15 protein-coding genes and 1 pseudogene are annotated in these 26,117 nt (G+C 51.5%); 8 read left to right on the top strand and 8 right to left on the bottom strand.

Features of this window, described 5'->3' with window-relative positions:
• The first annotated feature begins 126 nt into the window (after nt 1-126).
• On the top strand, nt 127-777 hold the full coding sequence (gene inaA / locus A1SC_RS14050) for a lipopolysaccharide kinase InaA (protein WP_000301036.1): 651 nt from the start codon (nt 127-129) through the stop codon (nt 775-777).
• A gap of 153 nt (nt 778-930) precedes the next feature.
• Here the strand turns inward: inaA and yfaE are convergent, their stop codons facing one another.
• From yfaE to nrdA, 3 genes are all read right to left on the bottom strand, one after another.
• Entirely contained in the window at nt 931-1,185 is a 255-nt protein-coding gene (yfaE, locus tag A1SC_RS14055; protein ID WP_000135039.1) for a ferredoxin-like diferric-tyrosyl radical cofactor maintenance protein YfaE, read from the bottom strand.
• Nucleotides 1,185-2,315 (bottom strand): class Ia ribonucleoside-diphosphate reductase subunit beta, encoded by a 1,131-nt coding sequence (nrdB, locus tag A1SC_RS14060; RefSeq protein ID WP_000332038.1) that lies wholly within the window; start codon nt 2,313-2,315, stop codon nt 1,185-1,187. The genes yfaE and nrdB overlap by 1 nt, the downstream gene beginning before the upstream one ends.
• A 64-nt stretch (nt 2,316-2,379) precedes the next feature.
• On the bottom strand, nt 2,380-4,665 hold the full coding sequence (nrdA, locus tag A1SC_RS14065; protein WP_001516754.1) for a class 1a ribonucleoside-diphosphate reductase subunit alpha: 2,286 nt from the start codon (nt 4,663-4,665) through the stop codon (nt 2,380-2,382).
• Between the two features lie 689 nt (nt 4,666-5,354).
• On the opposite strand from nrdA, the gene yfaL reads away from it, so the two are divergent.
• Nucleotides 5,355-9,101 (top strand): AIDA-I family autotransporter adhesin YfaL/EhaC, encoded by a 3,747-nt coding sequence (gene yfaL / locus A1SC_RS14075; protein WP_016262171.1) that lies wholly within the window; start codon nt 5,355-5,357, stop codon nt 9,099-9,101.
• A gap of 145 nt (nt 9,102-9,246) precedes the next feature.
• Here yfaL and ubiG read toward each other — a convergent pair whose 3' ends face one another.
• Complete coding sequence (gene ubiG, locus A1SC_RS14080) at nt 9,247-9,969, bottom strand: bifunctional 2-polyprenyl-6-hydroxyphenol methylase/3-demethylubiquinol 3-O-methyltransferase UbiG (RefSeq protein ID WP_016262170.1); 723 nt, start codon at nt 9,967-9,969, stop codon at nt 9,247-9,249.
• A 146-nt stretch (nt 9,970-10,115) separates the two neighbouring features.
• Here ubiG and gyrA point away from each other — a divergent pair, with 146 nt between their 5' ends.
• The 6 genes and pseudogenes from gyrA (at nt 10,116) to A1SC_RS14110 (ending at nt 22,164) form a co-directional block, all read left to right on the top strand.
• Entirely contained in the window at nt 10,116-12,743 is a 2,628-nt protein-coding gene (gene gyrA / locus A1SC_RS14085; protein ID WP_001281278.1) for a DNA topoisomerase (ATP-hydrolyzing) subunit A, read from the top strand.
• 148 nt (nt 12,744-12,891) lie between these two features.
• Complete coding sequence (locus A1SC_RS14090) at nt 12,892-14,580, top strand: DUF2138 domain-containing protein (RefSeq protein ID WP_016248986.1); 1,689 nt, start codon at nt 12,892-12,894, stop codon at nt 14,578-14,580.
• The gene (locus A1SC_RS14095) at nt 14,577-15,200 is read left to right on the top strand and encodes a DUF1175 domain-containing protein (RefSeq protein WP_001516750.1); all 624 of its coding nucleotides are present in this window, start codon (nt 14,577-14,579) and stop codon (nt 15,198-15,200) included. The genes A1SC_RS14090 and A1SC_RS14095 overlap by 4 nt, the downstream gene beginning before the upstream one ends.
• Nucleotides 15,134-19,732, top strand: a complete 4,599-nt coding sequence (locus tag A1SC_RS14100) for an alpha-2-macroglobulin family protein (RefSeq protein ID WP_232019550.1) — start codon at nt 15,134-15,136, stop codon at nt 19,730-19,732. The genes A1SC_RS14095 and A1SC_RS14100 overlap by 67 nt, the downstream gene beginning before the upstream one ends.
• Nucleotides 19,733-21,383 (top strand): annotated as a pseudogene (locus A1SC_RS14105) (YfaQ family protein). It abuts the gene before it with no gap.
• A 4-nt stretch (nt 21,384-21,387) separates the two neighbouring features.
• On the top strand, nt 21,388-22,164 hold the full coding sequence (locus A1SC_RS14110) for a YfaP family protein (protein ID WP_001225842.1): 777 nt from the start codon (nt 21,388-21,390) through the stop codon (nt 22,162-22,164).
• Nucleotides 22,165-22,237: 73 nt separating this feature from the next.
• Here the strand turns inward: A1SC_RS14110 and atoB are convergent, their stop codons facing one another.
• From atoB to atoD, 4 genes are read right to left on the bottom strand one after another with little or no spacing between them, the layout of a single operon-like run.
• Nucleotides 22,238-23,422: an acetyl-CoA acetyltransferase gene (atoB, locus tag A1SC_RS14115; protein ID WP_016262166.1), complete on the bottom strand. Its 1,185-nt coding sequence runs from the start codon at nt 23,420-23,422 to the stop codon at nt 22,238-22,240.
• Nucleotides 23,423-23,452: 30 nt separating this feature from the next.
• Nucleotides 23,453-24,775 carry a TIGR00366 family protein gene (locus A1SC_RS14120; RefSeq protein ID WP_000580268.1) on the bottom strand — a complete coding sequence of 441 codons (1,323 nt, stop codon included), beginning with the start codon at nt 24,773-24,775 and terminating at the stop codon, nt 23,453-23,455.
• Entirely contained in the window at nt 24,772-25,422 is a 651-nt protein-coding gene (atoA, locus tag A1SC_RS14125) for an acetate CoA-transferase subunit beta (protein ID WP_000339068.1), read from the bottom strand. The genes A1SC_RS14120 and atoA overlap by 4 nt, the downstream gene beginning before the upstream one ends.
• Nucleotides 25,422-26,084 carry an acetate CoA-transferase subunit alpha gene (gene atoD / locus A1SC_RS14130; protein ID WP_000850523.1) on the bottom strand — a complete coding sequence of 221 codons (663 nt, stop codon included), beginning with the start codon at nt 26,082-26,084 and terminating at the stop codon, nt 25,422-25,424. The genes atoA and atoD overlap by 1 nt, the downstream gene beginning before the upstream one ends.
• Nucleotides 26,085-26,117 lie beyond the last annotated feature (33 nt).

The raw sequence follows: 26,117 nt of genomic DNA, 5'->3' as shown, positions 1-26,117 counted from the left end.
GTTCTTTAGCGTGAGATGACGAGTTCCCGACAAATGAAATCCCTTAAGAAACACTTTTTATTAAGTTTTTCTTAAGGTGAACACCTATAGTCATTGTCGTTAACAATAAAAACAAGGCGACAGGGTATGGCAGTTTCAGCAAAACTCGACGAATTCAATCATTGGTGGGCTACAGAAGGTGACTGGGTTGAGAAACCGAATTACCGCCGCAACGGCATGAGCGGGGTGCAATGCGTCGAGCACAACGGCAAAAAGCTGTATGTAAAGCGCATGACTCGGCACCTGTTTCATTCTATCCGCTATCCGTTTGGTCGCCCGACGATTGTGCGCGAGGTTGCGGTGATAAAAGATCTGGAACGCGCTGGCGTGATTGTGCCGAAAATCGTTTTTGGAGAAGCGGTGAAAATTGATGGCGAATGGCGTGCGTTACTGGTGACTGAAGATATGGCGGGTTTTGTCAGTATTGCTGACTGGTATGCACAGCATGCAGTAACGCCCTATCCCAACGATGTACGGCAAGCAATGTTGGAAGCAGTGGCGCTGGCATTTAAAAAGATGCATAGCGTTAATCGTCAACACGGCTGCTGCTACGTTCGCCATATCTATGTGAAAACAGAAGGTAAGCCAGAAGCCGGTTTTCTTGATCTGGAGAAAAGTCGCCGTCGTCTGCGTCGCCATAAAGCGATTAATCATGACTTCCGGCAACTGGAGAAATATCTGGAGCCGATCCCTAAAGCGGACTGGGAACAGGTGAAAGCGTATTACTACGCCATGTAATCGTTGTAGGCCAGATAAGACGCATCAGCGTCGCATCTGGCAACTATTCGCGCATGCCATGTTGGATGCGGCGTAAACGCCTTATCCAACCAACAAAAAGCCGTTGTAGGCCAGATAAGACGCGTCAGCGTCGCATCTGGCACTAGTACTCGATCACAACTCGATTTCAATATCGCCTTTTGCCCGGCAACAACAGGGCAAAATTTCCCCTGGCTGAATAAAGGCTAACGGTTCGGCAATCCAGTCCACCTGGCCTGCAACAAGACGCGTGCGACAGGAGCCGCAGTAGCCTTCGCGACACTGATACTCAACCGCCACATTGTGGGATTCCAGCGCTGCCAGAAGGGAAGGGTGTTCATCCTGGCACAGCAGTTGTGTGCCAGTGATGCGCAGGGTAACGCGAGCCATCAGAGTTGGAAGTTACTCAAATCGTCGGTGTCCACTTCCGAATCAATCTGTCCGACCAGATAAGAACTGACTTCCACTTCCTGCGGAGCAACCTGCACATTATCAGACACCAGCCAGGTGTTGATCCACGGGATCGGGTTGGAGCGTGTCTGGAACGGCAGATCCAAACCGACAGCCTGCATACGGATATTGGTGATGTATTCAACGTACTGGCAGAGAATGTCTTTGTTCAGACCAATCATTGAACCGTCACGGAACAGATAATCCGCCCAGTCTTTCTCCTGTTGCGCCGCCTGGACAAACAGGTCATAGCACTCTTGTTTGCACTCTTCGGCAATTTCCGCCATTTCCGGATCGTCCGCACCGCTGCGCAGCAGATTCAGCATATGCTGAGTGCCGGTCAGGTGTAGTGCTTCGTCACGGGCAATCAGGCGAATAATCTTGGCATTACCTTCCATCAGCTCACGTTCAGCGAAAGCGAAGGAACAAGCGAAGCTGACGTAGAAGCGAATTGCTTCCAGCGCATTAACGCTCATCAGGCACAGATAGAGTTTTTTCTTCAACTCGCGCAGGCTGACAGTTACGGTTTTACCGTTAACGGTGTGGGTGCCTTCGCCCAGCAGGTGCCAGTAACTGGTCATTTCGATCAGTTCGTCGTAGTAAGCCGAAATCCCTTCTGCGCGTTTCTGGATCTGCTCGTTGGTGACAATATCGTCAAACACAACAGACGGATCGTTAACAATATTACGAATAATGTGCGTGTAGGAACGGGAGTGAATAGTTTCCGAAAACGCCCAGGTTTCTACCCAGGTTTCCAGTTCTGGAATCGAAATCAGCGGCAGAAGCGCTACGTTCGGACTACGACCCTGAATGGAATCCAAAAGCGTCTGGTACTTCAGGTTGCTGATAAAGATGTGCTTTTCGTGCTCTGGCAGCGCCTGATAATCGATACGGTCGCGGGAGACATCAACTTCTTCCGGACGCCAGAAGAAAGAGAGCTGCTTTTCGATCAACTTTTCGAAGATTTCATATTTTTGTTGATCGTAGCGAGCCACGTTGACCGGCTGACCAAAGAACATCGGTTCTTTGAGCTGATCATTCTTCGTCTGTGAAAATGTGGTATATGCCATGAATATGTCCTGTTGGGAGTTTAATGCCGGATAAGGCGTTCACACCGCATCCGGCATCACAATATCAGATCTTACATGCACCGCTTTCGCAGCCATCGTCCTGGATTGACGGCACCAGATCGTCCTGCGCGTCTTCTGCGCCATCACGGGTGTTCTGATAATACAGCGTTTTGACCCCGAATTTGTAGGCGGTGAGCAGGTCTTTCAGCAACTGCTGCATCGGCACTTTTCCTGACGGGAAGCGCGATGGATCGTAGTTGGTGTTAGCAGAGATCGACTGGTCGATGAATTTCTGCATGATACCCACCAGTTGCAAATAACCATCATTACCCGGCATTTCCCACAGCAGCTCATAGGCGTCGTGCAGGTGTTCATAGTCTGGCACCACCTGGCGCAGAATCCCGTCTTTCGACGCTTTAATGCTGACGTAACCACGCGGCGGCTCAATACCGTTGGTGGCGTTAGAAATCTGCGAAGAGGTTTCTGACGGCATCAGCGCTGAAAGCGTGGAGTTACGCAGGCCGTGGGTTTTGATCGACTCACGCAATGCTTCCCAGTCGTAATGCAGCGGCTCATTGGCGATAGCATCCAGATCTTTCTTGTAGGTATCGATCGGCAGGATCCCTTTTGCGTAGGTGGTTTCGTTAAACCACGGGCACGCGCCTTGCTCTTTTGCCAGTTCGTTAGACGCTTTCAGCAGATAATACTGGATCGCTTCAAAGGTTTGGTGCGTCAGGTTGTTGGCGCTGCCGTCGGAGTAACGTTTACCGTGCTTCGCCAGATAGTAAGCGAAGTTGATCACGCCAATACCCAGCGTACGACGACCCATTGCCCCGCGTTTTGCTGCCGGGATTGGGTAATCCTGATAATCCAGTAGCGCATCAAGCGCACGTACCGCCAGAATCGCCAGTTCTTCAAGTTCATCCAGGCTGTTAATTGCGCCCAGGTTGAAAGCAGACAGCGTACACAGCGCGATTTCACCGTTTTCGTCGTTGACGTCATTCAGCGGTTTGGTCGGCAGGGCGATTTCCAGGCACAGGTTAGACTGGCGCACTGGCGCAATAGCCGGATCAAATGGGCTGTGGGTGTTGCAGTGGTCAACGTTCTGAATATAGATACGACCGGTAGACGCGCGTTCCTGCATCATTAGCGAGAATAGCTCAACCGCTTTCACGCGCTGTTTACGGATGCTGTCGTCTTTCTCATACTTGGTGTACAGGCGCTCAAATTCTTCCTGATCGGCAAAGAACGCGTCGTATAACCCCGGAACATCGGATGGACTGAACAGGGTAATATCTTCACCTTTCAGCAGACGGGTATACATCAGCTTGTTGATTTGTACACCGTAGTCCATATGGCGCACGCGGTTGCCTTCAACCCCACGGTTGTTTTTCAGCACCAGCAGGCTTTCAACTTCCAGATGCCATATTGGGTAGAACAACGTAGCTGCACCACCGCGTACACCGCCCTGGGAGCAGGACTTCACTGCGGTCTGGAAATGTTTATAGAACGGGATACAACCCGTGTGAAACGCTTCGCCGCCGCGAATCGGGCTACCCAGTGCACGAATGCGACCGGCGTTGATGCCAATACCTGCACGCTGGGAAACGTATTTCACGATTGCGCTGGAGGTGGCATTGATGGAATCCAGGCTGTCGCCGCACTCGATCAGTACGCAGGAGCTGAACTGGCGAGTCGGGGTACGCACGCCGGACATGATTGGCGTCGGCAACGAAATCTTAAACGTGGAAACCGCATCGTAAAAACGTTTCACGTATTGCAGACGCGTTTCACGCGGGTAATTCGAGAACAGGCACGCAGCAACCAGAATATAGAGGAACTGGGCGCTCTCGTAGATTTCTCCGGTCACGCGGTTTTGTACCAGATATTTGCCTTCAAGCTGTTTAACAGCAGCGTAAGAGAAGGTCATATCACGGTCGTGATCGATAAACGTGTCCATCTGCTTGAACTCTTCTTCCGTGTAGTCTTCCAGCAGATGATTATCGTATTTGCCCATTTCAACCATTTTTACCACGTGATCGTACAGCGCTGGCGGCTCAAACTGGCCGTAGGCTTTTTTACGCAGGTGGAAGATCGCCAGACGCGCGGCGAGATACTGATAATCCGGTGCTTCACGGGAGATCAGGTCAGCGGCAGCCTTGATAATGGTTTCGTGGATGTCGGAGGTCTTGATGCCGTCATAAAACTGAATGTGGGAGCGCAGCTCGACCTGGGAAATCGAAACGTTATGCAGCCCTTCTGCCGCCCAGTCCAGAACGCGATGGATTTTGTCGAGATTGATGCGCTCTGTGCTACCGTCGCGCTTTGTCACCAGCAGATTCTGATTCATGTATGTCGTACCTGTTTTTGGAATACTTTCCGCAATAGCATCGCTTTGACTACCTGTAGTAAGGAAAGTCGCAATGAACACTATATATAGGGGGTATGTTTGGGATTCACTGCAAGATAGTGTGAAAATGGCCCTCTTGCAAGTGCATAACTTTGTGGATAAGTCGCAACGGGAAAAGTGGCTTCCACGCACCTTAGGTCAGACAAGGTGTCCGGGAAAGTCAATGGGAAGAGAAAAAATTGTTAAAAATAACCGTTCGGTGATTTCTTGAACGTTCAATTTGAGATAATTATTGATCCAGGTTATTTATTGCGCTTATGTCAGGAGTGGCGAAAATTGATACCAGCACAAATTCATATCACGTTGTGACTTAATGTTATGTTTATGATGTGAGCGAATGTAAATGGTTGTGGTTCACGGAAGCGGTATTTTTTAATCAGCAGATGTGAAATAAAAATTTGCGATGTTGATTATTCCAGGTAAACAAGAAACGAATTAATCAGTTTGATGTGTTTTAATTATTGTTATTTCATAATTTAGTGAATATCAAAAAGAATAATTAATCTATTTCAGAAGATAATGTTTTTAGTATATAGGTTTTAAATTCTTCTTGCTTACAATTAGTCATTATCTACAATCGTAATATGTCTTTTAATGATGGCGTGTTATTTCTCACAGGCTGTCAGATTATGAATAAAAAATGGATTGTTTTTATCAGGAAAGAATATCTCTTAATTTTTCTGGCTGTCGTTGCATGTGCGTTTACACGAGCGAATGCAGCGTCGCAGATTATGCCTTCATGTCAGGGTGTTAACGTTATAGCCAGTTGCCGGGCCAGTCGCCAGAGCCTTTCAGGTAGTACACAGGTCTGGAATGTTGCTGACGGGCAATGGCTTATTTTTTCTTCTATGAAAAATGATACCAGTGGAGGTGCGGTATTTTTACAACAAGGTGCCAATTTCACATTGTCAGCACAAGACGGAACAGGGATGACGCTGTTTGAAAATAATACCGTGAGTGGTGAGTATAATAATGGCGGGGCTATCTTTGCGAAAGAAAATTCAACGCTGAATCTTACTCAGGTTATTTTTGACAGCAATGTGGCAGGGGGGTATGGGGGGGCGATCTATTCCGCGGGAACAAATGACGCTGGTGATATTGATCTTAGCGTCACCAATGCTGTATTTACAGATAATATTGCTAACGATGGCAAAGGTGGCGCAATATATTCAATTAATAATAATGTCTACTTAAATAACACGGTTTTTAATAATAATCAGGCATATACATCAACGAGTTACAGTGATGGCGATGGTGGAGCTATCGATATTACCGATAATAATAACGATAAAACACATCCATCAGGCTTTACAGTCATTAATAATACTTCATTTATAAATAACACTGCCGAAGGTTATGGTGGTGCAATTTATACCAGCAACGCAATTTCTCCTTATCTTATTGATATCGCTGTTGATGACAGTTATAGCCAGAACGAGGGCGTATTATTAGATGTGAATAACAGTGCATCTGCTTACGGTGAAGAGGCTTCGGCAGCGGCAGGAGGCTTTCTGTATATGGGGTCAAGTGAGATCCGTTTTGATATTGCGGCTGGTAAAACTTTGATCATTGGCAGTACGAAAAATGATGGGGCTATCGATTCCATTGCGGGGACGGGCTTTATTACCAAAGCCGGAGCGGGCGAACTGGTGCTTAACGCCGATAACAATGATTTTACCGGTGAGATGAGAATTAAAAACGGTGAAGTCATGTTGGGGCGGAATAATTCGCTGATGAATGTTGGTGACAATCAGTGCCAAAACAATCCGCAAAATTGCTATGGTCTGAGCGTTGGCAGTATCGGACAGACAGATAATCAGGCTGAGCTTAACGTTGGAACGACTCAGCAAACATTTGTACATTCGTTAACGGGTTTTCAGAATGGCACTTTAAATATTGACGCCGGTGGTAATGTTACTGTCAACCAGGGCGGTTTTGCCGGGACTGTTCAGGGGGATGGGCAACTGACTATTGCTGAAAACGGTAGTTATGTCCTGACGGGAGCGCAGTCGATGGCACTGACCGGCGATATTGTGGTGGAAGACGGGGCGATTCTCTCCTTAACCGGTAATGCTGATGACCTGGCGGCGATGCAGAACGATCCACAGTCAATCGTGCTAAACAATGGTGTGCTGGATCTTTCCGATTTTACTACCTGGCAGAGTGGTACGGCAGAAAACGATGGTCTGGAAATTAGCGGCAGTGGCGGCACGGTGATTGGCAGTCAGGACGTTGCCGATCTCTATGGCGGCGACGATCTGCATATTGGCGATGACGGGAAAAAAGGTGTCTATGTGGTGGTGGATGCAGGTGATAGACAGGTAAGCCTGGCGAATGACAATCCATATCTGGGCACTACGCAAATCGCTTCGGGAACGCTGATCGTTAGCGATAATTCACAGCTTGGCGATACGGATTACAACCGTCAGGTCATTTTTACCGATAACCAGCAAAATAGTGTAATGGAGATAACTGCAGATGTTGACACATGCTCAGCGACGGCGGGGCATGGGCGTAATATCGAAATGCGCGCTGATGGTGAAGTCGCAGTTGATGCGGGGGTCTACACGCAATGGGGGGCGTTGATGGCCGACAGTAGTGGGCAGGATCAGGATGCTGGCAGCACACTAACGAAAACAGGCACAGGCACCCTGGAACTGACCGCCAGTGGTACGGCGCAGTCGGCGGTGCGAGTGGAGGAAGGCACGCTGAAAGGTGATGTTGCGGATATCTTTCCTTATGTTTCGTCGTTGTGGGTCGGTGATGGGGCTACGTTCGAGACTGGTGCGGATCAGGATATTCAGTCTATTGATGCGACTTCCAGCGGCACTATCGATATCAGCGATGGCACCGTCTTACGTTTAACCGGACAGGAGACTTCCGCCGCGTTGGATGCCTCACTGTTTATCGGTGGCGGTACTCTGGTCAATGTCTCCGATGGTACGGTGTTGACCGGTGAGCTTAATACCAATCTTGAAACTGACAGCCTGACTTACCTTTCAGACGTGACGGTCAATGGTGATCTGACCAATACTTCCGGTGAGGTGAGTCTGCAAAATGGTGCTGCTGGCGACACACTGACGGTGAATGGCGATTACAATGGCGGCGGTACGTTGCTGCTCGATAGTGAATTAGACGGCAATGATTCTGTAAGCGATCTGCTGGTACTTAACGGCAATACCTCCGGTAACACCACGGTAGTGATTAACCCGATTACTGGCATTGGCGAGCCGACATCCACAGGTATTAAAGTGGTTGATTTCAATGCCGATCCCACACAATTTCAGAACAATGCGCAGTTTAGTCTGGCGGGCAGCGGCTACGTCAATATGGGTGCTTACGACTATATGTTGGTGGAAGATAACAGCGACTGGTATTTGCGTTCGCAAAAAGAGACTCCGACGCCGCTACCTGAGCCGGAACCGACTCCCGATCCCACGCCTGATCCTGCACCAACCCCGATGCCTGCTTACCAGCCTGTGTTGAATGCGAAAACCGGGGGATATCTTAATAACCTGCGAGCGGTAAACCAGGCATTTGTGATGGAGAGACGCGACCATGCCGGTGGCAACAGTCAATCGCTACATTTACGCATTTTGGGTGGGCACGAGCATTACACTGCCGTGGGGCAAATGGCCCTGCACGAAGACACTTCTACGATACAGCTTAGTGGCAACCTGTTAAGTGAAAACTGGGGGGATGATGGCGAATGGACACTGGCGGGCGTTGGAAGCTACAGCAATAACCAGGGATATAGTCGCTCGAATATCACCTCAACCCGTGCCGATAACCAGAACCGCGGTTATGCCGTTGGTCTGACATCAAGCTGGTTTCAGCATGGCAGTCAAAAGCAGGGGGCATGGCTTGATAGCTGGCTGCAATATGCCTGGTTTAATAACGATGTCAGCGAGCAAGGCGATGGTGTGGACCATTATCGTTCATCAGGGATCGTTGCGTCGCTGGAGGCGGGGTATCAGTGGTTACCGATGCGCGGCGTATTAATTGAACCGCAAGCGCAGGTTGTCTATCAGGGCGTGAAGCAAAATGATTTCACCGCCGCTAACCGTGCTCGGGTGTCCCAATCGCAGGGTGATGATATTCAGATGCGGTTGGGATTACACAGCGAATGGCATACCGTCGTTCATGTCACGCCAACGTTGGATCTGAATTATTATCACGATCCTCATTCGGCAGAAATTGAAGAAGATGGCAGCAATATTAGCGATGATGTGGCGAAGCAGCGTGGTGAAATAAAAGTGGGGATAACAGGCAATATTAGCCAGCGAGTTTCCCTGCGCGGCAGCGTGGCGTGGCAGAAGGGAAGTGATGATTTTGCCCAGACGGCAGGATTTTTGTCGATGACGGTGAAATGGTAATTACTGCCCGCCCGGCATCGTTGCCGGATGCGGCGTAAATGCTTTATCCGGCCTACTGGAGCGTTTGTAGGCCTGATAAGGCGCGGCAAGCGTCGCATCAGGCATTGGCATCGTTGCCGGATTCGGTGCGATCCGGCTTACAATCTTACTTATTCTGCGTATGCAGCATATAGTTCACATCAACGCCGGGGCCGAGCTTAAAGGAGTTAGTGAGCGGGTTGTAATGCAGTCCGGTCATATGACGTTCTTTTAAACTGGTCTGATCCACCCAACCCAGCAGTTCTGCCGGTTTAATAAACTTCTTCACGTCGTGCGTGCCTTTTGGCACCATGCGCAAAATATATTCCGCGCCGACTACCGCCATCAGCCACGACTTGCCGTTGCGGTTAAGCGTTGAGAAAAAGACATCGCCGCCCGGTTTTACTAATTGCGCACAGGCTCTGACCACTGACTGCGGATCGGGAACGTGCTCCAGCATCTCCATGCAGGTTACCACATCATACTGTCCGGCATGCTTTGCCGCGTGCTCTTCAACGGTTTCCTGCACGTACTCCACCTGAATGCCGTTTTCCAGTGCGTGAAGTTTTGCTACCTGCAATGGCTCAAAGCCCATATCCAGACCGGTCACCGTCGCGCCTTCTCGCGCCATACTCTCAGCCAGAATGCCGCCGCCACAACCGACATCAAGCACCTTTTTGCCAAATAAACCGCCGGAACGCTCGGCAATATAGCCCAGACGCAGCGGGTTAATGCGGTGCAGTGGTTTGAACTCGCCTTCCAGATCCCACCAGCGGGAGGCGACGGCTTCAAATTTAGCGATCTCTTCGTGGTCTACGTTATGGTTTACCGGCGATTTTTCGGCATTCATTGGCACTTCTACTCCGTAATTGGCAAGACAAGCGAGTATATCAGGCATTGCAGGTGAATAAAGCGTATAGGTTTACCTCAATCTGCGCGGCTGTGTTATAATTTGCGACCTTTGAATCCGGGATACAGTAGAGGGATAGCGGTTAGATGAGCGACCTTGCGAGAGAAATTACACCGGTCAACATTGAGGAAGAGCTGAAAAGCTCCTATCTGGATTATGCGATGTCGGTCATTGTTGGCCGTGCGCTGCCAGATGTCCGAGATGGCCTGAAGCCGGTACACCGTCGCGTACTTTACGCCATGAACGTACTAGGCAATGACTGGAACAAAGCCTATAAAAAATCTGCCCGTGTCGTTGGTGACGTAATCGGTAAATACCATCCCCATGGTGACTCGGCGGTCTATGACACGATCGTCCGTATGGCGCAGCCATTCTCGCTGCGTTACATGCTGGTAGACGGTCAGGGCAACTTCGGTTCTATCGACGGCGACTCCGCGGCGGCAATGCGTTATACGGAAATCCGTCTGGCGAAAATTGCCCATGAACTGATGGCCGATCTCGAAAAAGAGACGGTCGATTTCGTTGATAACTATGACGGCACGGAAAAAATTCCGGACGTCATGCCGACCAAAATTCCTAACCTGCTGGTGAACGGTTCTTCCGGTATCGCCGTAGGTATGGCAACCAACATCCCGCCGCACAACCTGACGGAAGTGATCAACGGTTGTCTGGCGTATATCGAAGATGAAGACATCAGCATTGAAGGGCTGATGGAACACATCCCGGGACCAGACTTCCCGACGGCAGCAATCATCAACGGTCGTCGTGGCATTGAAGAAGCTTACCGTACCGGTCGCGGCAAGGTGTATATCCGCGCGCGTGCCGAAGTGGAAGTTGACGCCAAAACCGGGCGTGAAACCATTATCGTCCACGAGATTCCGTATCAGGTGAACAAAGCTCGCCTGATCGAGAAGATTGCGGAGCTGGTAAAAGAAAAACGCGTGGAAGGCATCAGCGCGCTGCGTGACGAGTCTGACAAAGACGGTATGCGCATCGTGATTGAAGTTAAACGCGATGCGGTCGGTGAAGTGGTGCTCAACAACCTCTACTCCCAGACCCAGTTGCAGGTTTCTTTCGGTATTAACATGGTGGCATTGCATCATGGTCAGCCGAAGATCATGAACCTGAAAGACATTATCGCAGCGTTTGTCCGTCACCGCCGCGAAGTGGTGACGCGTCGTACCATCTTCGAACTGCGTAAAGCGCGCGACCGTGCTCATATCCTTGAAGCATTAGCCGTGGCGCTGGCGAACATCGATCCGATCATCGAGCTGATCCGTCATGCGCCGACCCCGGCAGAAGCGAAAACTGCGCTGGTTGCCAATCCGTGGCAGTTGGGCAACGTTGCCGCGATGCTGGAACGTGCGGGCGACGATGCTGCGCGTCCGGAATGGCTGGAGCCACAGTTCGGCGTGCGTGACGGTCTGTACTACCTGACCGAACAGCAAGCTCAGGCGATTCTGGATCTGCGTCTGCAGAAACTGACCGGCCTTGAGCACGAAAAACTGCTCGACGAATACAAAGAGCTGCTGGATCAGATTGCTGAACTGCTGCGTATTCTTGGCAGTGCCGATCGCCTTATGGAAGTGATCCGTGAAGAACTGGAACTGGTTCGTGAACAGTTTGGTGACAAACGTCGTACTGAAATCACGGCTAACAGCGCTGATATCAACCTGGAAGATCTGATCACCCAGGAAGATGTGGTCGTAACGCTTTCTCACCAGGGCTACGTGAAGTATCAGCCGCTTTCGGAATACGAAGCGCAGCGTCGTGGCGGGAAAGGTAAATCTGCCGCACGTATAAAAGAAGAAGACTTTATCGACCGGTTGCTGGTGGCGAACACCCACGATCATATTCTGTGCTTCTCCAGTCGTGGTCGCGTTTATTCGATGAAGGTTTATCAGTTGCCTGAAGCCTCTCGTGGTGCACGTGGTCGTCCGATCGTTAACCTGTTGCCGCTGGAACAGGACGAACGTATCACCGCCATTCTGCCGGTGACCGAGTTTGAAGAAGGCGTGAAAGTCTTCATGGCGACAGCTAACGGCACTGTGAAGAAAACCGTCCTCACCGAATTCAACCGCTTGCGTACCGCTGGTAAAGTGGCAATCAAACTGGTTGAAGGCGATGAACTGATTGGCGTTGACCTGACCAGCGGCGAAGACGAAGTGATGTTGTTCTCCGCTGAAGGTAAAGTGGTGCGCTTTAAAGAATCTTCTGTTCGCGCGATGGGCTGCAACACCACTGGTGTTCGCGGTATCCGTTTAGGCGAAGGTGATAAAGTCGTATCTCTGATCGTTCCACGTGGTGATGGTGCAATCCTTACCGCAACGCAAAACGGTTACGGTAAGCGTACTGCGGTGGCGGAATACCCAACCAAGTCGCGTGCGACAAAAGGGGTTATCTCCATCAAAGTCACTGAACGTAACGGGTTAGTGGTTGGTGCGGTGCAGGTAGATGACTGCGACCAGATCATGATGATCACTGATGCCGGTACGCTGGTGCGTACACGTGTTTCGGAAATCAGTGTGGTTGGTCGTAACACTCAGGGTGTTATCCTCATCCGTACAGCGGAAGATGAAAACGTGGTGGGGCTGCAACGTGTCGCAGAGCCAGTTGACGACGAAGAGCTGGATACTATCGACGGCAGTGCTGCGGAAGGGGACGATGAAATCGCTCCGGAAGTGGACGTTGACGACGAACCAGAAGAAGAATAATTTCATCGCTTCATGCCAAAAGGGAGCTGTTTCCCTTTTTTGAATTGAAAAGTCCAGACTGCAAAGTCTGGGCTTTTGTCGTATTAGGGCGCGATAAAGTTTTACATCGCCCATAAAAAATGGCTGGTTTTACACAAGGAATGTGGCAATGAGTGGTGAAAAAAAGGCGAAAGGCTGGCGGTTTTATGGCCTTGTAGGTTTTGGGGCAATAGCACTGCTTTCCGCAGGCGTCTGGGCATTGCAATACACTGGCAGTGGAGCAGAAAAAACCTTGTCGCCACTGGTGGTGCACAACAATCTGCAAATCGATCTCAATGAGCCGGACCTCTTTCTCGACAGCGACTCTCTAAGCCAGCTCCCCAAAGATCTCCTCACAATTCCTTTTCTCCATGATGTTTTAAGCGAAGATTTTGTTTTTTATTATCAGAACCATGCCGACCGTCTGGGCATTGAAGGCAGCATTCGCCGCATTGTCTATGAACACGATCTCACGCTGAAAGATAAGTTATTTTCCTCGTTGTTAGACCAGCCTGCGCAGGCGGCGCTGTGGCACGATAAACAGGGACATCTTTCACATTATATGGTGCTGATTCAGCGCAGTGGCTTAAGTAAATTACTGGAACCGTTACTGTTTGCTGCCACCAGCGACAGCCAGTTAAGCAAGACGGAAATCAGCAGCATCAAGATAAATAATGAAACTATTCCTGTTTATCAGTTGCGCTATAACAGCAATAACACACTGATGTTCACGACTTATCAGGACAAAATGCTGGTTTTCTCCAGTACGGATATGCTGTTTAAAGACGACCAGCAGGATAGCGAAGCGACGGCGATCGCGAGTGATTTGTTGAGCGGCAAAAAACGCTGGGAAACCCGCTTTGGTCTGGAAGAGCGTACTGCCGGAAAAACACCAGTACGTCAGCGTATCGTGGTTAGCGCAAATTTGCTGGGCTTTGGCTACCAGCGACTTATCCCATCTTTTGCCGGTGTGCGCTTCGAAATGAACAACGACGGCTGGCACAGCTTTCTGGCATTAAATGATGGATCCGCCAGTGTAGATGCCAGTTTCGATTTCACTCCGGTATGGAACAGTATGCCTGCTGGTGCCAGCTTCTGCGTAGCTGTGCCGTATTCGCACGGTATTGCCGAAGAGATGCTTTCGCACATCAGCCAGGAAAACGACAAGTTGAACGGGGCGTTAGATGGTGCAGCCGGACTGTGTTGGTATGAAGACTCAAAACTGCAAACACCGTTATTTGTTGGTCAGTTTGATGGCACAGCCGAACAGGCGCAACTACCAGGGAAACTGTTTAGCCAAAATATCGGCGCGCACGAAAGCAAAGCGCCGGAAGGTGTACTGCCGGTGACGGAAACACAACAAGGAGAGGCCAGAATATGGCGTCGGGAAGTCAGTTCTCGTTACGGCCAGTACCCAGCCGCACAGGCAGCACAACCTGAACAACTTATGTCAGCGTCCTTTTTCCGTGTGTCGCTGGCGATGCAAAATAAAACGTTGCTTTTCTCCCTGGATGACACGCTGGTGAATAACGCATTGCAAACACTGAATAAAACGCGACCGGCAATGGTGGATGTAATTCCGGTCGGTGGTGTGGTTCCGGTTTATGTGAATCCGCAAGGCGTGGCGAAATTGTTGCGCAACGAAACGCTGACCAGTCTGCCGAAGAACCTCGAACCGGTTTTTTATAATGCCGCGCAAACTTTATTAATGCCGAAGCTGGACGCTTTATCTCAACAACCTCGCTATGTCATAAAGCTGGCTCAGATGGAACCCGGTGCCGCCTGGCAGTGGATACCCATTACCTGGCAGCCACTATGAGACACGGGTTGCTGGCGCTGATCTGTTGGCTGTGTTGTTTTGTTGCCCATAGCGAAAGGCTGAATGTCGAACAATCGGGGCTATTTCGCGCCTGGTTTGTGCGCATTGCACAAGAACAACTACGCCAGGGGCCAAGTCCGCGTTGGTATCAGCAGGATTGTGCGGGACTGGTGCGCTTTGCGGCGAACGAGGCACTGAAAGTTCACGACAGCAAATGGCTAAAAAGTAACGGTATAGCAAGTCAGTATTTGCCGCCAGAGATGACGCTAACACCTGAACAGCGGCAACTGGCACAAAACTGGAATCAGGGGAACGACAAAACCGGCCCCTATGTGACAGCGATTAATTTGATTCAGTACAACAGCCATTTTATTGGCCTGGACATAAACCAGGCGCAGCCTGGCGATATGATTTTTTTCGATCAGGGCGATGCCCAGCACTTAATGGTCTGGATGGGGCGTTACGTCATCTACCACACCGGAAGCGCTACGAAAACTGACAACGGAATGCGCGCAGTCAGTCTGCAACAACTTATGACATGGAAGGACACCCGATGGATACCCAACGATTCCAATCCCAATTTTATTGGCATTTATCGTTTAAATTTTCTGGCGCGATAGCGGCCTGTCTGTGCTTGTCTCTCGCAGGGACGGGGCTTGTTAACGCTGATGACTCACTCCCTTCCAGCAATTATGCGCCACCTGCCGGGGGAACATTCTTTTTGCTCGCTGACAGCAGTTTTAGCAGCAATGAAGAGGCTAAAGTGCGGCTGGAAGCTCCGGGGCGTGATTATCGGCGTTATCAGATGGAAGAATACGGCGGCGTGGATGTTCGCCTGTATCGTATTCCTGACCCAATAGCGTTCCTGCGTCAGCAGAAAAACCTGCATCGCATTGTGGTACAGCCGCAATATCTGGGCGACGGTCTGAACAATACGCTGACCTGGCTGTGGGATAACTGGTACGGCAAATCTCGCCGCGTGATGCAGCGTTCTTTCTCTTCTCAGTCGCGGCAGAATGTAACTCAGGCATTACCGGAATTGCAGCTTGGCAATGCCATCATCAAACCTTCCCGTTATGTACAAAACAACCCGTTTTCACCGCTGAAGAAATACCCGCTGGTGGAGCAGTTTCGTTACCCACTATGGCAGGCAAAACCAGTCGAGCCACAACAAGGCGTAAAACTGGACGGTGCATCCAGTAATTTCATCTCGCCGCAGCCGGGCAATGTCTATATTCCTCTCGGCAAACAAGAGCCTGGACTGTACCTCGTCGAGGCGATGGTAGGCAGTTATCGGGCGACAACAGTGGTATTTGTTTCCGATACCGTGGCGCTCAGCAAAGTGTCGGGTAACGAACTTCTGGTGTGGACCGCTGGCAAAAAGCAGGGTGAAGCGAAGCCTGGCTCCGAGATCCTGTGGACTGACGGTTTTGGCGTGATGACTCGCGGCGTTACTGATGACAGCGGTGCCTTGCAGTTACAACATATATCGCCTGAACGTTCATACATTCTTGGTAAAGATGCTGAAGGCGGCGTTTTTGTATCCGAGAATTTCTTCTACGAAAGCGAAACCTATAACACCCGTTTGTATATCTTTACCGACCGCCCGCTATACCGCGCAGGCGACCGTGTTGATGTCAAAGTGATGGGGCGCGAGTTTCACGGCCCGCTGCATTCATCCCCTATCGTAAGTGCTCCGGCGAAACTCTCGGTGCTGGATGCCAACGGTAGTCTGTTGCAAACCGTCAATGTCACGCTTGATGCGCGTAATGGCGGGCAGGGGAGTTTCCGCCTGCCAGAAAATGCTGTTGCCGGAGGTTATGAGTTACGCCTGGCTTACCGCAACCAGGTCTATAGCAGCAGTTTTCGCGTGGCAAACTACATCAAACCGCATTTTGAGATTGGCTTAGCCCTCGACAAAAAAGATTTCAAAACTGACGAAGCGGTCAGCGGTAAACTACAACTGCTCTACCCGGATGGTGAGCCAGTAAAAAATGCTCGGGTGCAGTTAAGTTTGCGCGCCCAACAATTGTCGATGGTTGGCAACGATTTGCGTTATGCCGGGCGTTTCCCGGTGTCGCTTGAAGGCAGCGAAACGGTTTCAGACGATAGCGGTCATGTGGCGTTAAATCTTCCCGCTGCCGATAAACCGAGCCGTTATTTATTAACTGTCTCCGCCAGCGACGGCGCGGCATATCGTGTTACCACCACCAAAGAGATCCTCATTGAACGCGGTCTTGCACATTACACTCTAAGCACCGCCGCACAATACAGCAAAAGTGGCGAGCCGGTGGTGTTCCGTTATGCCGCACTGGAGGCTTCAAAACAGGTTCCCGTTAAGTACGAGTGGTTGCGTCTGGAAGACCGCACAAGCTACAGCGGTGACCTGGCGTCTGGCGGTAAATCCTTCACCGTTAATTTCGATAAACCCGGCAACTACAATCTGACTTTGCGTGATAAAGACGGCCTGATCCTCGCCGGGTTAAGCCATGCGGTCAGTGGTAAGGGCAGCATGGCGCATACCGGTACGGTAGATATTGTGGCGGATAAAACGCTCTACCAGCCCGGCGAAACCGCGAAGATGCTGATCACTTTCCCGGAACCGATTGATGAAGCGTTGCTGACGCTGGAGCGTGATCGCGTTGAACAGCGGTCGCTGTTATCGCAACCAGCAAGCTGGCTAACACTGCAACGTTTAAACGATACCCAGTATGAAGCCCGCGTTCCGGTGAGTAATACCTTTGCGCCTAACATCACCTTTTCGGTGCTGTATACCCGTAACGGGCAGTACAGTTTTCAGAATGCCGGGATCAAAGTCGCCGTTCCCCAGTTAGATATTCGGGTGAAAACGGGCAAAACCCATTACCAGCCAGGCGAACTGGTAAATGTGGAATTAACCTCATTGCTGAAGGGCAAACCTGTTTCTGCACAACTAACGGTTGGCGTGGTCGATGAAATGATCTACGCGCTGCAACCGGAGATTGCGCCAAATATCGGCAAATTTTTCTATCCGCTGGGGCGTAACAATGTGCGTACCAGTTCCAGCCTGTCATTTATCAGCTACGACCAGGCACTCTCCAGCGAGCCGGTTGCGCCAGGAGCAACAAACCGCAGCGAGCGGCGAGTGAAAATGCTGGAACGCCCACGGCGCGAAGAGGTTGATACCGCGGCATGGATGCCATCGCTAACAACGGACAAACAAGGCAAAGCATATTTCACGTTCCTGATGCCGGATTCGTTAACCCGTTGGCGCATTACCGCACGTGGGATGAACGGCGACGGGCTGGTCGGGCAGGGGCGTGCTTATTTGCGCTCGGAAAAAAATCTCTACATGAAGTGGAGTATGCCAACGGTGTATCGCCTGGGCGACAAACCGGCGGCAGGGCTGTTTATTTTCAGTCAGCAGGATAACGAACCGGTAGAGCTGGTAAGTAAATTTGCGGGTGTTGAAATGCGCCAGACGCTGACGTTGCATAAAGGGGCTAACTATATTTCGCTGACGCAGGACATTCAGCAATCTGGTTTGCTAAGCGCAGAATTGCAACAAAATGGGCAAGTGCAGGACAGCATTAGCACAAAACTGTCTTTTGTTGATAACACCTGGTCCGTTGAACAGCAGAAAAACGTCATGCTCGGCGGTGGCGATAACACGCTGATGTTGCCAGAGCTGGCGAGTAACATCCGACTACAAAGCAGCGAAACGCCGCAGGAGATTTTCCGTAATAACCTCGACGCGTTAGTCGATGAACCCTGGGGGGGCGTAATCAACACCGGTAGCCGTCTGCTCCCCCTAAGCCTTGCCTGGCGTGCGCTTGCCGATCATCAGAGTGCTGCCGCCAACGACATTCGTCAGATGATTCAGGATAACCGTTTGCGGCTGATGCAACTGGCGGGGCCAGGCGCGCGCTTTACCTGGTGGGGTGAAGATGGCAATGGCGATGCCTTCCTGACAGCATGGGCATGGTATGCCGACTGGCAGGCCAGTCAGGCGCTTGGCGTAACGCAACAACCTGAATACTGGCAGCATATGCTCGACAGCTACGCAGAGCAGGCGGATAACATGCCGTTACTGCATCGGGCGCTGGTGCTGGCGTGGGCGCAGGAGATGAATCTGCCGTGCAAAACGTTGCTGAAAGGGCTGGATGAAGCGGTTTCCCGGAAAGAAATCAAAGCGCTCTCAGAGGAAGACACTCGTGATATCAATGATAGCCTGATCCTCGATGCGCCAGAGTCTCCGCTGGCGGATGCGGTGGCAAACGTTTTAACCATGACGTTACTGAAAAAAGCACAGTTGAAGTCCACTGTCATGCCACAGGTCCAGCAGTATGCGTGGGATAAAGCGGCAAACAGCAACCAACCGCTGGCGCACACGGTTGTATTGCTTAATAGCGGTGGCGACTCCACCCAGGCTGCGGCCATTTTAAGTGGTTTAACCGCCCAGCAATCCAGTATCGAACGTGCACTGGCCATGAACTGGCTGGCGAAATATATGGCAGTGATGCCTCCCGTAGTGTTACCCGCACCTGCGGGCGCATGGGCTAAACAAAAGGCGACTGGCGGGGGCGAATACTGGCGTTGGGTTGGTCAGGGGGTGCCAGACATTCTCTCTTTTGGTGACGAATTATCGTCGCAAAACGTGCAGGTCCGTTGGCGTGAACCGGCAAAAACTGCTCAACAAAGTAACATTCCGGTGACCGTTGAACGCCAGTTGTATCGGCTGATCCCGGGGGATGAAGAGATGAGCTTTACTCTGCAGCCGGTTACCAGTAGTGAGATTGACAGCGATGCGCTGTATCTCGATGAAATCACTCTCACCAGTGAGCAGGATGCGCCGCTGCGCTACGGTCAGGTGGAAGTACCGCTACCGCCGGGAGCTGATGTTGAACGGACAACGTGGGGCATCTCAGTCAACAAGCCCAACACCGCGAAACAGCAGGGGCAGTTGCTGGAAAAAGCGCGTAATGAAATGAGCGAGTTGGCTTATATGGTGCCGGTGAAAGAATTTGCAGGAACGGTCACTTTCCACCATCTGCTGCGCTTCTCGCAAAAAGGGCAATTCGTTTTACCGCCCGTTCGTTATGTGCGTTCCTATGCGCCTGCGCAGCAAAGCGTTGCGGCAGGTAGCGAATGGCGCGGGATGCAGGTGAAATAAGTGTACTTGCGCAGAATCGTCTGGCTATTGACGCTGGTTACGCTGTCAACGTTTGCGGAGGAGACGCCGTTACAACTGGCACTGCGGGGGGCGCAGCATGATCAACTGTATCAGTTGACGCCATCGGGCGTGACAAACGTCTCTACGCTACCTGACACGCTCACTACGCCGTTAGGGAGCTTATGGAAGCTGTATGTTTATGCCTGGCTTGAGGATACTCATCAGCCGGAGCAGCCCTACCAGTGTCGCGGTAACTCTCCGGAAGAAGTCTATTGCTGTCAGGCGGGGGAGAGCATTACGCGCGAAACGGCGTTGGTGCGTTCCTGTGGTCTCTACTTTTCGCCGCAGCGGTTGCACATCGGTGCGGATGCGTGGGGGCAATACTGGCAACAGCGCCAGGCACCAACCTGGTTAGCATCGCTTTCTACGCTGAAACCCGAAACGTCGGTAACCGTTAAATCGTTGCTTGATTCACTGGCGACGTTACCTGCGCAAAACAAAGCCCAGGAAATATTACTGGACGTGGTGCTGGACGATTCGAAAATTGGCGTAGCGTCCATGCTCGGTAGTCGGGTACGAGTGAAAACCTGGAGCTGGTTTGCCGATGATAAACAGGAAATCCGTCAGGGCGGTTTTGCTGGTTGGTTAACTGATGGTACGCCGCTATGGGTTACAGGCAGCGGCACCAGCAAAACGGTATTGACCCGTTACGCGACGATTCTTAATCAGGTTTTGCCTGTACCGACGCAAGTTGCCAGTGGGCAATGTGTACTGGTGGATCTGTTTGCTCGTTATCCGGTGAAAAAAATCACTGCGGAAAAGAGTACGACGGCAGTAAAACCCGGCGTGCTCAATGGGCGCTATCGAGTGACGTTTGCCAATGGTAACCATATTACGTTGGTCAGCCACGGTGAGACGACCTTACTTACGGAAAATGGCAAACTGAAATTGCAGTCGCATCTCGATCGTGAAGAGTACGTTGCCAGAGTGCTGGATCGCGAGGCGAAAAGTACGCCCCCTGAGGCAGCGAAAGCCATGACCGTGGCGATTCGCACATTTTTACAGCAAAACGCCGATCGGGAAGGCGATTGCCTGACAATCCCGGACAGCAGCGCCACTCAGCGCGTTTCTGCTTCGCCAGCCACCACGGGCGCGCGGACGATGACCGCCTGGACGCAGGATCTCATCTATGCGGGCGATCCGGTTCATTATCATGGCAGCCGCGCTGCTGAAGGAACGCTGTCCTGGCGGCAAGCCACCGTCCAGGCGGGGCAGGGAGAGCGTTACGACCAGATACTCGCCTTTGCTTATCCCGAACAACAGCCTTAGCCGCTGGGGAGCACCACGCTCTACTTGCCAGTTATTACCGAAAGCGAAAGCCTGGCTGGCGGAAAAAATGCCACAGTGGCGGCGCGCGTTACAAGACGAGACGGGGTACAACGAGCCAGACGTATTCGCGGTGTGCCGTTTAGTCTCGGGGTTCCCCTATACCGATCGGCAGCAAAAAAGGCTATTTATTCGTAATTTTTTTACACTTCAGGATCGACTGGATTTAACTCATGAGTACCTGCATCTTGCCTTTGATGGATACCCCACCGGGCTGGATGAGAACTATATCGAAGCGCTGACCCGACAATTATTAATGGACTAATGCTATGCGAAAGATATTTCTTCCGTTGTTACTGGTGGCACTTTCGCCTGTTGCCCACAGCGAAGGAGTGCAGGAAGTCGAAATTGATGCACCGCTTTCTGGCTGGCATCCGGCAGAGGGTGAAGATGCCAGTTTTTCACAATCGATCAATTACCCCGCGTCGTCCGTCAATATGGCTGATGATCAAAATATCTCTGCGCAGATCCGCGGCAAAATAAAAAATTATGCTGCGGCGGGCAAAACCCAGCAGGGGCGATTGGTGGTCAACGGTGCCAGTATGCCGCAGAGAATTGAATCTGATGGTTCATTTGCGCGCCCTTATATTTTTACCGAAGGCAGCAACAGTGTGCAGGTCATCAGCCCCGATGGGCAAAGCCGACAAAAAATGCAGTTTTACTCTACACCGGGGGCTGGTGCAATTCGCGCGCGTTTACGGTTAGTTCTTTCATGGGATACGGATAATACCGATCTCGATCTCCATGTCGTCACGCCGGATGGTGAACACGCCTGGTACGGTAATACAGCGCTGAAAAATAGTGGCGCACTGGATATGGATGTCACGACAGGTTACGGACCAGAGATTTTCGCTATGCCTGCGCCGATTCACGGGCGCTATCAGGTGTATATCAACTACTATGGCGGACGCAGCGAAACGGAATTGACGACTGCTCAACTGACGCTCATCACTGATGAAGGCTCGGTCAATGAAAAACAGGAAACTTTTGTTGTCCCGATGCGTAATGCTGGTGAACTGACGCTGGTGAAAAGTTTTGACTGGTAATTAATGAGGTTACCTTCACTGTCGTTGTTTAAGAAAACGCCCGATGACTTTCGCTATCGGGCGTTTTTGTTTATTAATTCAACCGTTCAATCACCATCGCAATTCCCTGACCACCACCAATACATAGCGTTGCCAGCCCCAGCGTTTTATCGCGTGCCTGCATTGCATGTAACAGAGTGACCAGAATACGTGCACCGCTGGCACCGATAGGATGCCCGAGCGCGATAGCCCCGCCGTTAACATTCACTTTCTCAGGATCAAAGCCCAGGGTTTTCCCTACGGCAAGGAACTGCGCAGCAAACGCTTCATTGGCTTCGATAAGATCAATATCTGCCAGTTGCAGCCCTGCCAGTTGTAACGCTTTTTGTGTGGCAGGTACTGGCCCCATTCCCATCAACGCGGGAGCCACGCCGCCGCTGGCATAGCTTTTAATGCGAGCCAGTGGTTTAAGGCCTGCCGCCAGCGCCGCCGATTCTTCCATAATCACCAGTGCGGCAGCACCGTCGTTAATGCCTGAAGCATTCCCGGCAGTGACCGTTCCGGCTTTGTCGAAGGCCGGGCGCAATGCAGCCAGAGCTTCTGCAGTAGAATCTGCTTTCGGGAATTCATCGCGATCGAAGACGATGGTTTTCTTCCGTGTGACGACATTTACCGGGACAATTTCGGCTGTAAAAGCACCAGATTCAATTGCCGCTGCCGCTTTACGCTGTGAATTTAGTGCCAGTTCATCCTGCATTTCACGGGTAATTCCGTACTCTTTGGCCACGTTTTCGGCGGTAATCCCCATATGATAACCGTGGGTGGCGCACATCAGACCATCGCGCAGGATTACGTCATAAACCTGTCCGTCTCCCAGACGATAACCTGAGCGTGCTTTTGCATCGAGTAAGTAGGGCGCTAAACTCATGTTCTCCATTCCACCCGCGACGATGCTCTGCGCCTGACCGGCCTGAATCGCCTGGGCGGCAAGCGCCACGCTTTTCAGACCCGAGCCACACACTTTGTTGATCGTAAATCCGCACACCGTTTCTGCCAGCCCGCTTTTAAGCAATGCCTGACGCGCCGGGTTTTGCCCTAAACCCGCCTGCAGGACGTTACCCATAATCACTTCATCTACGTGTTGTGAGTCAATTTTTGCGCGTTCAATGGCGGCCTGGATCACCGTTGCCCCTAGATCGATAGCGCTGGTGGAGGCGAGTGAACCGTTAAAACTACCGATGGCAGTACGTACCGCACTGACGATGACACAATTTTTCATTTTATATTCCTTCTGTCTGTAGAGTTGCCGTCAGAACAGCGTTAAACCAATGACGAAAATGACGCCGGAGAAGAGCAGGGCAGTGATGCAATAGCCCATGATGTCGCGGACACCGAGTCCGGCGATTGCCAGTGCTGGCAGCGCCCAGAACGGTTGGGCCATGTTCATCCATTGCTCGCCGTAGGCGATCGCCATTACGGATTTACCCAGATCTGCGCCCAGTGCCTGGGCTGCGGGTATCACAAATGGCCCCTGAATAACCCAGTGACCACCGCCAGAAGGTACGGCGAAGTTGATCAGCGCAGAGCTAAAGAAGGTCATTACCGGGAAGGTGTCCTTATTTGCGACATTGATAAAAAATTCGGTAATGAGTCCGCCGAGGCCTGAGTGTTCCATCATTAACTGGATCCCGGCGTAGAAGGGGAATTGCACCAGAATACCGGCGGTACTGCGTGCTGCCGCACTGATAGCACGCATATAAGCCATTGGTGTTTTATGCAGTAGCAGGCCCGCAATCATAAACATCAGATTGACGGTATTTATGGTGATGTTGAAACCATGTTCGATGAAGTACATCGCCAGGTAAGCGATACCGAGTGCACCAATGATCAACGTCAGGATGCGACTTTCCTCCAGTCGCTCGGATGGTGGGGCATCTTTCGGTAGCTGCTTCTGAAAATCAGCCTCTTCCTGGAGTAGTTTCGGATCGATACTCACCACGTCTGACGGTTTTGGCATCATCATGCGGGTGATAAACGGCATCACCACAATCAATGCCACAGTGATGAAAATGTTAAAACCACTGAACAGAGTATCGCCCACCGGGATAAGCCCGGCGATATGCTCAACCGGGTTGCCCGGTGTGGCAGCCAACAGAGGCATTGAGCCAGAGAAGCCGCCGCCCCAGGTGAGAAAACCAATGTAGGCGCAGGCAATGAGCAACGGATAATCAGAACCGGGTACTCGCCGGGCGACTTCACGGGCGAACATTGCGCCAACAACCAGACCAAATCCCCAGTTGATGACACAAGCGACTGAGCCAAAGAAAGTGACCAGCATGACGCCCTGTACGGGCGTCTTTGCAGCGGAGGCGGCAGTACGCAGCAAGCTTTTCACCGGAGCGGAGCTGGCAAGGGCATGACCGGTAACGATGATAAGCGCCATCTGCATACCGAACGCCAGCAAGTTCCAGAAACCGTCACCCCACATTTTCACCATGTTGATCGGCGTTTGTGGTGTTAACCAAAGCGCGATCACGAATGTTAGCAACGTCAGCAACATGGCAAAGATCAGGGGATCGGGAAGCCACCGGCTGACAAAACGCGTCATAAAACGCGAGATGCGACCAATCATAAATCACCCCGTTGCGTATTCAGATCGGTGGCTACTTCAAAATGAGCTTCGGTTTTGGCACGCACGGTGGCTAAATCACATCCGTCGGCAATTTCGGTGAGCCACATTTTGCCGTCAACGAAACGAAAGACTGCCAGTTCTGTTACCAGCATATGCACCGCGTGTTGCGCAGTGAGCGGCATGGTGCAGCGGCGCAAGATTTTTGGTGAACCATCTTTGGCGCAATGTTCCATGGCAATGATCACTTTGCGCGACCCGGTCACCAGATCCATCGCTCCACCCATACCGGGCACCATTTTCCCAGGCACTACCCAGTTCGCGAGGTTGGCTTCTTCGTCTACCTGTAAACCACCGAGCACGCAGGCATCAATATGGCCGCCGCGGATCAGTGCAAATGACATGGCGCTGTCAAACATGGCTGCTCCAGGCAAAACACCGCATGGTTGTCCGCCAGCGTTCACCAGATCAGGGTGTGCCGTTGTCACCGGGCCTAGCCCCAAAAAACCGTTTTCCGATTGCAGAGTGATATGAATGCCTTCTGGCAAATAGTTGGCGACCATCGTCGGCAGACCAATGCCCAGATTCACGATGTCACCATCACGAAGCTCTTGCGCCACACGGCGCGCAATACGTTGTTTCGCATCCATTATTTGCTCTCCTGTGAAACGATGATGTGGTCGATAACGGCACCAGGGGTGACAATATGGTCAGGTTGCAACTCTCCGGTTTCGACCAGTTCATCTGGCTCTACCAGCGTGATATCAGCCGCAAGGGCAATCAGGGGGTTAAAGTTGCGGGCGCTAAGTTGATAGGTCAGGTTGCCAAGTGTGTCGCAACGATGAGCGCGAATTAGCGCCAGGTCGGCGCGCAGTGGACGCTCAAGTAACCAGGTTTTGCCGTCGAGTGTCAGCGTCTGTTTGCCTTCCTCTACGACGGTTCCGACACCGGTTGGAGTGAGAAAGCCACCAAGCCCGGCACCACCACAGCGAATTTGCTCGATTAGCGTACCTTGTGGCACCAGAACGACGTCCATTTCACCAGATATCATGCGCCGACCTGTTTCCGGGTTGGTGCCGATATGTGAAGCAATCACTTTGCGGACACGACCATTGACGATGAGCGGGCCGATGCCGGTATCAACAAACGCGGTATCATTGGCTATCAATGTCAGGTCGCGAACGCCTGATTCCAGTAATGCTTCAACCAGGCGGGATGGAGTGCCAATCCCCATAAATCCGCCCACCATGATGGTCATGCCGTCACGAAAGAAGCCGGAGGCGTCTTGTAATGTCATCAATTTTGTTTTCATTATTTATCCCTCTTGCATACACCGTTGTGGGTA

Origin of the sequence: Escherichia sp. KTE52, from assembly GCF_000408325.1 — a bacterium.
Taxonomy (GTDB): domain Bacteria; phylum Pseudomonadota; class Gammaproteobacteria; order Enterobacterales; family Enterobacteriaceae; genus Escherichia; species Escherichia marmotae.
This window is presented reverse-complemented; position numbering and strand designations above follow the sequence as displayed.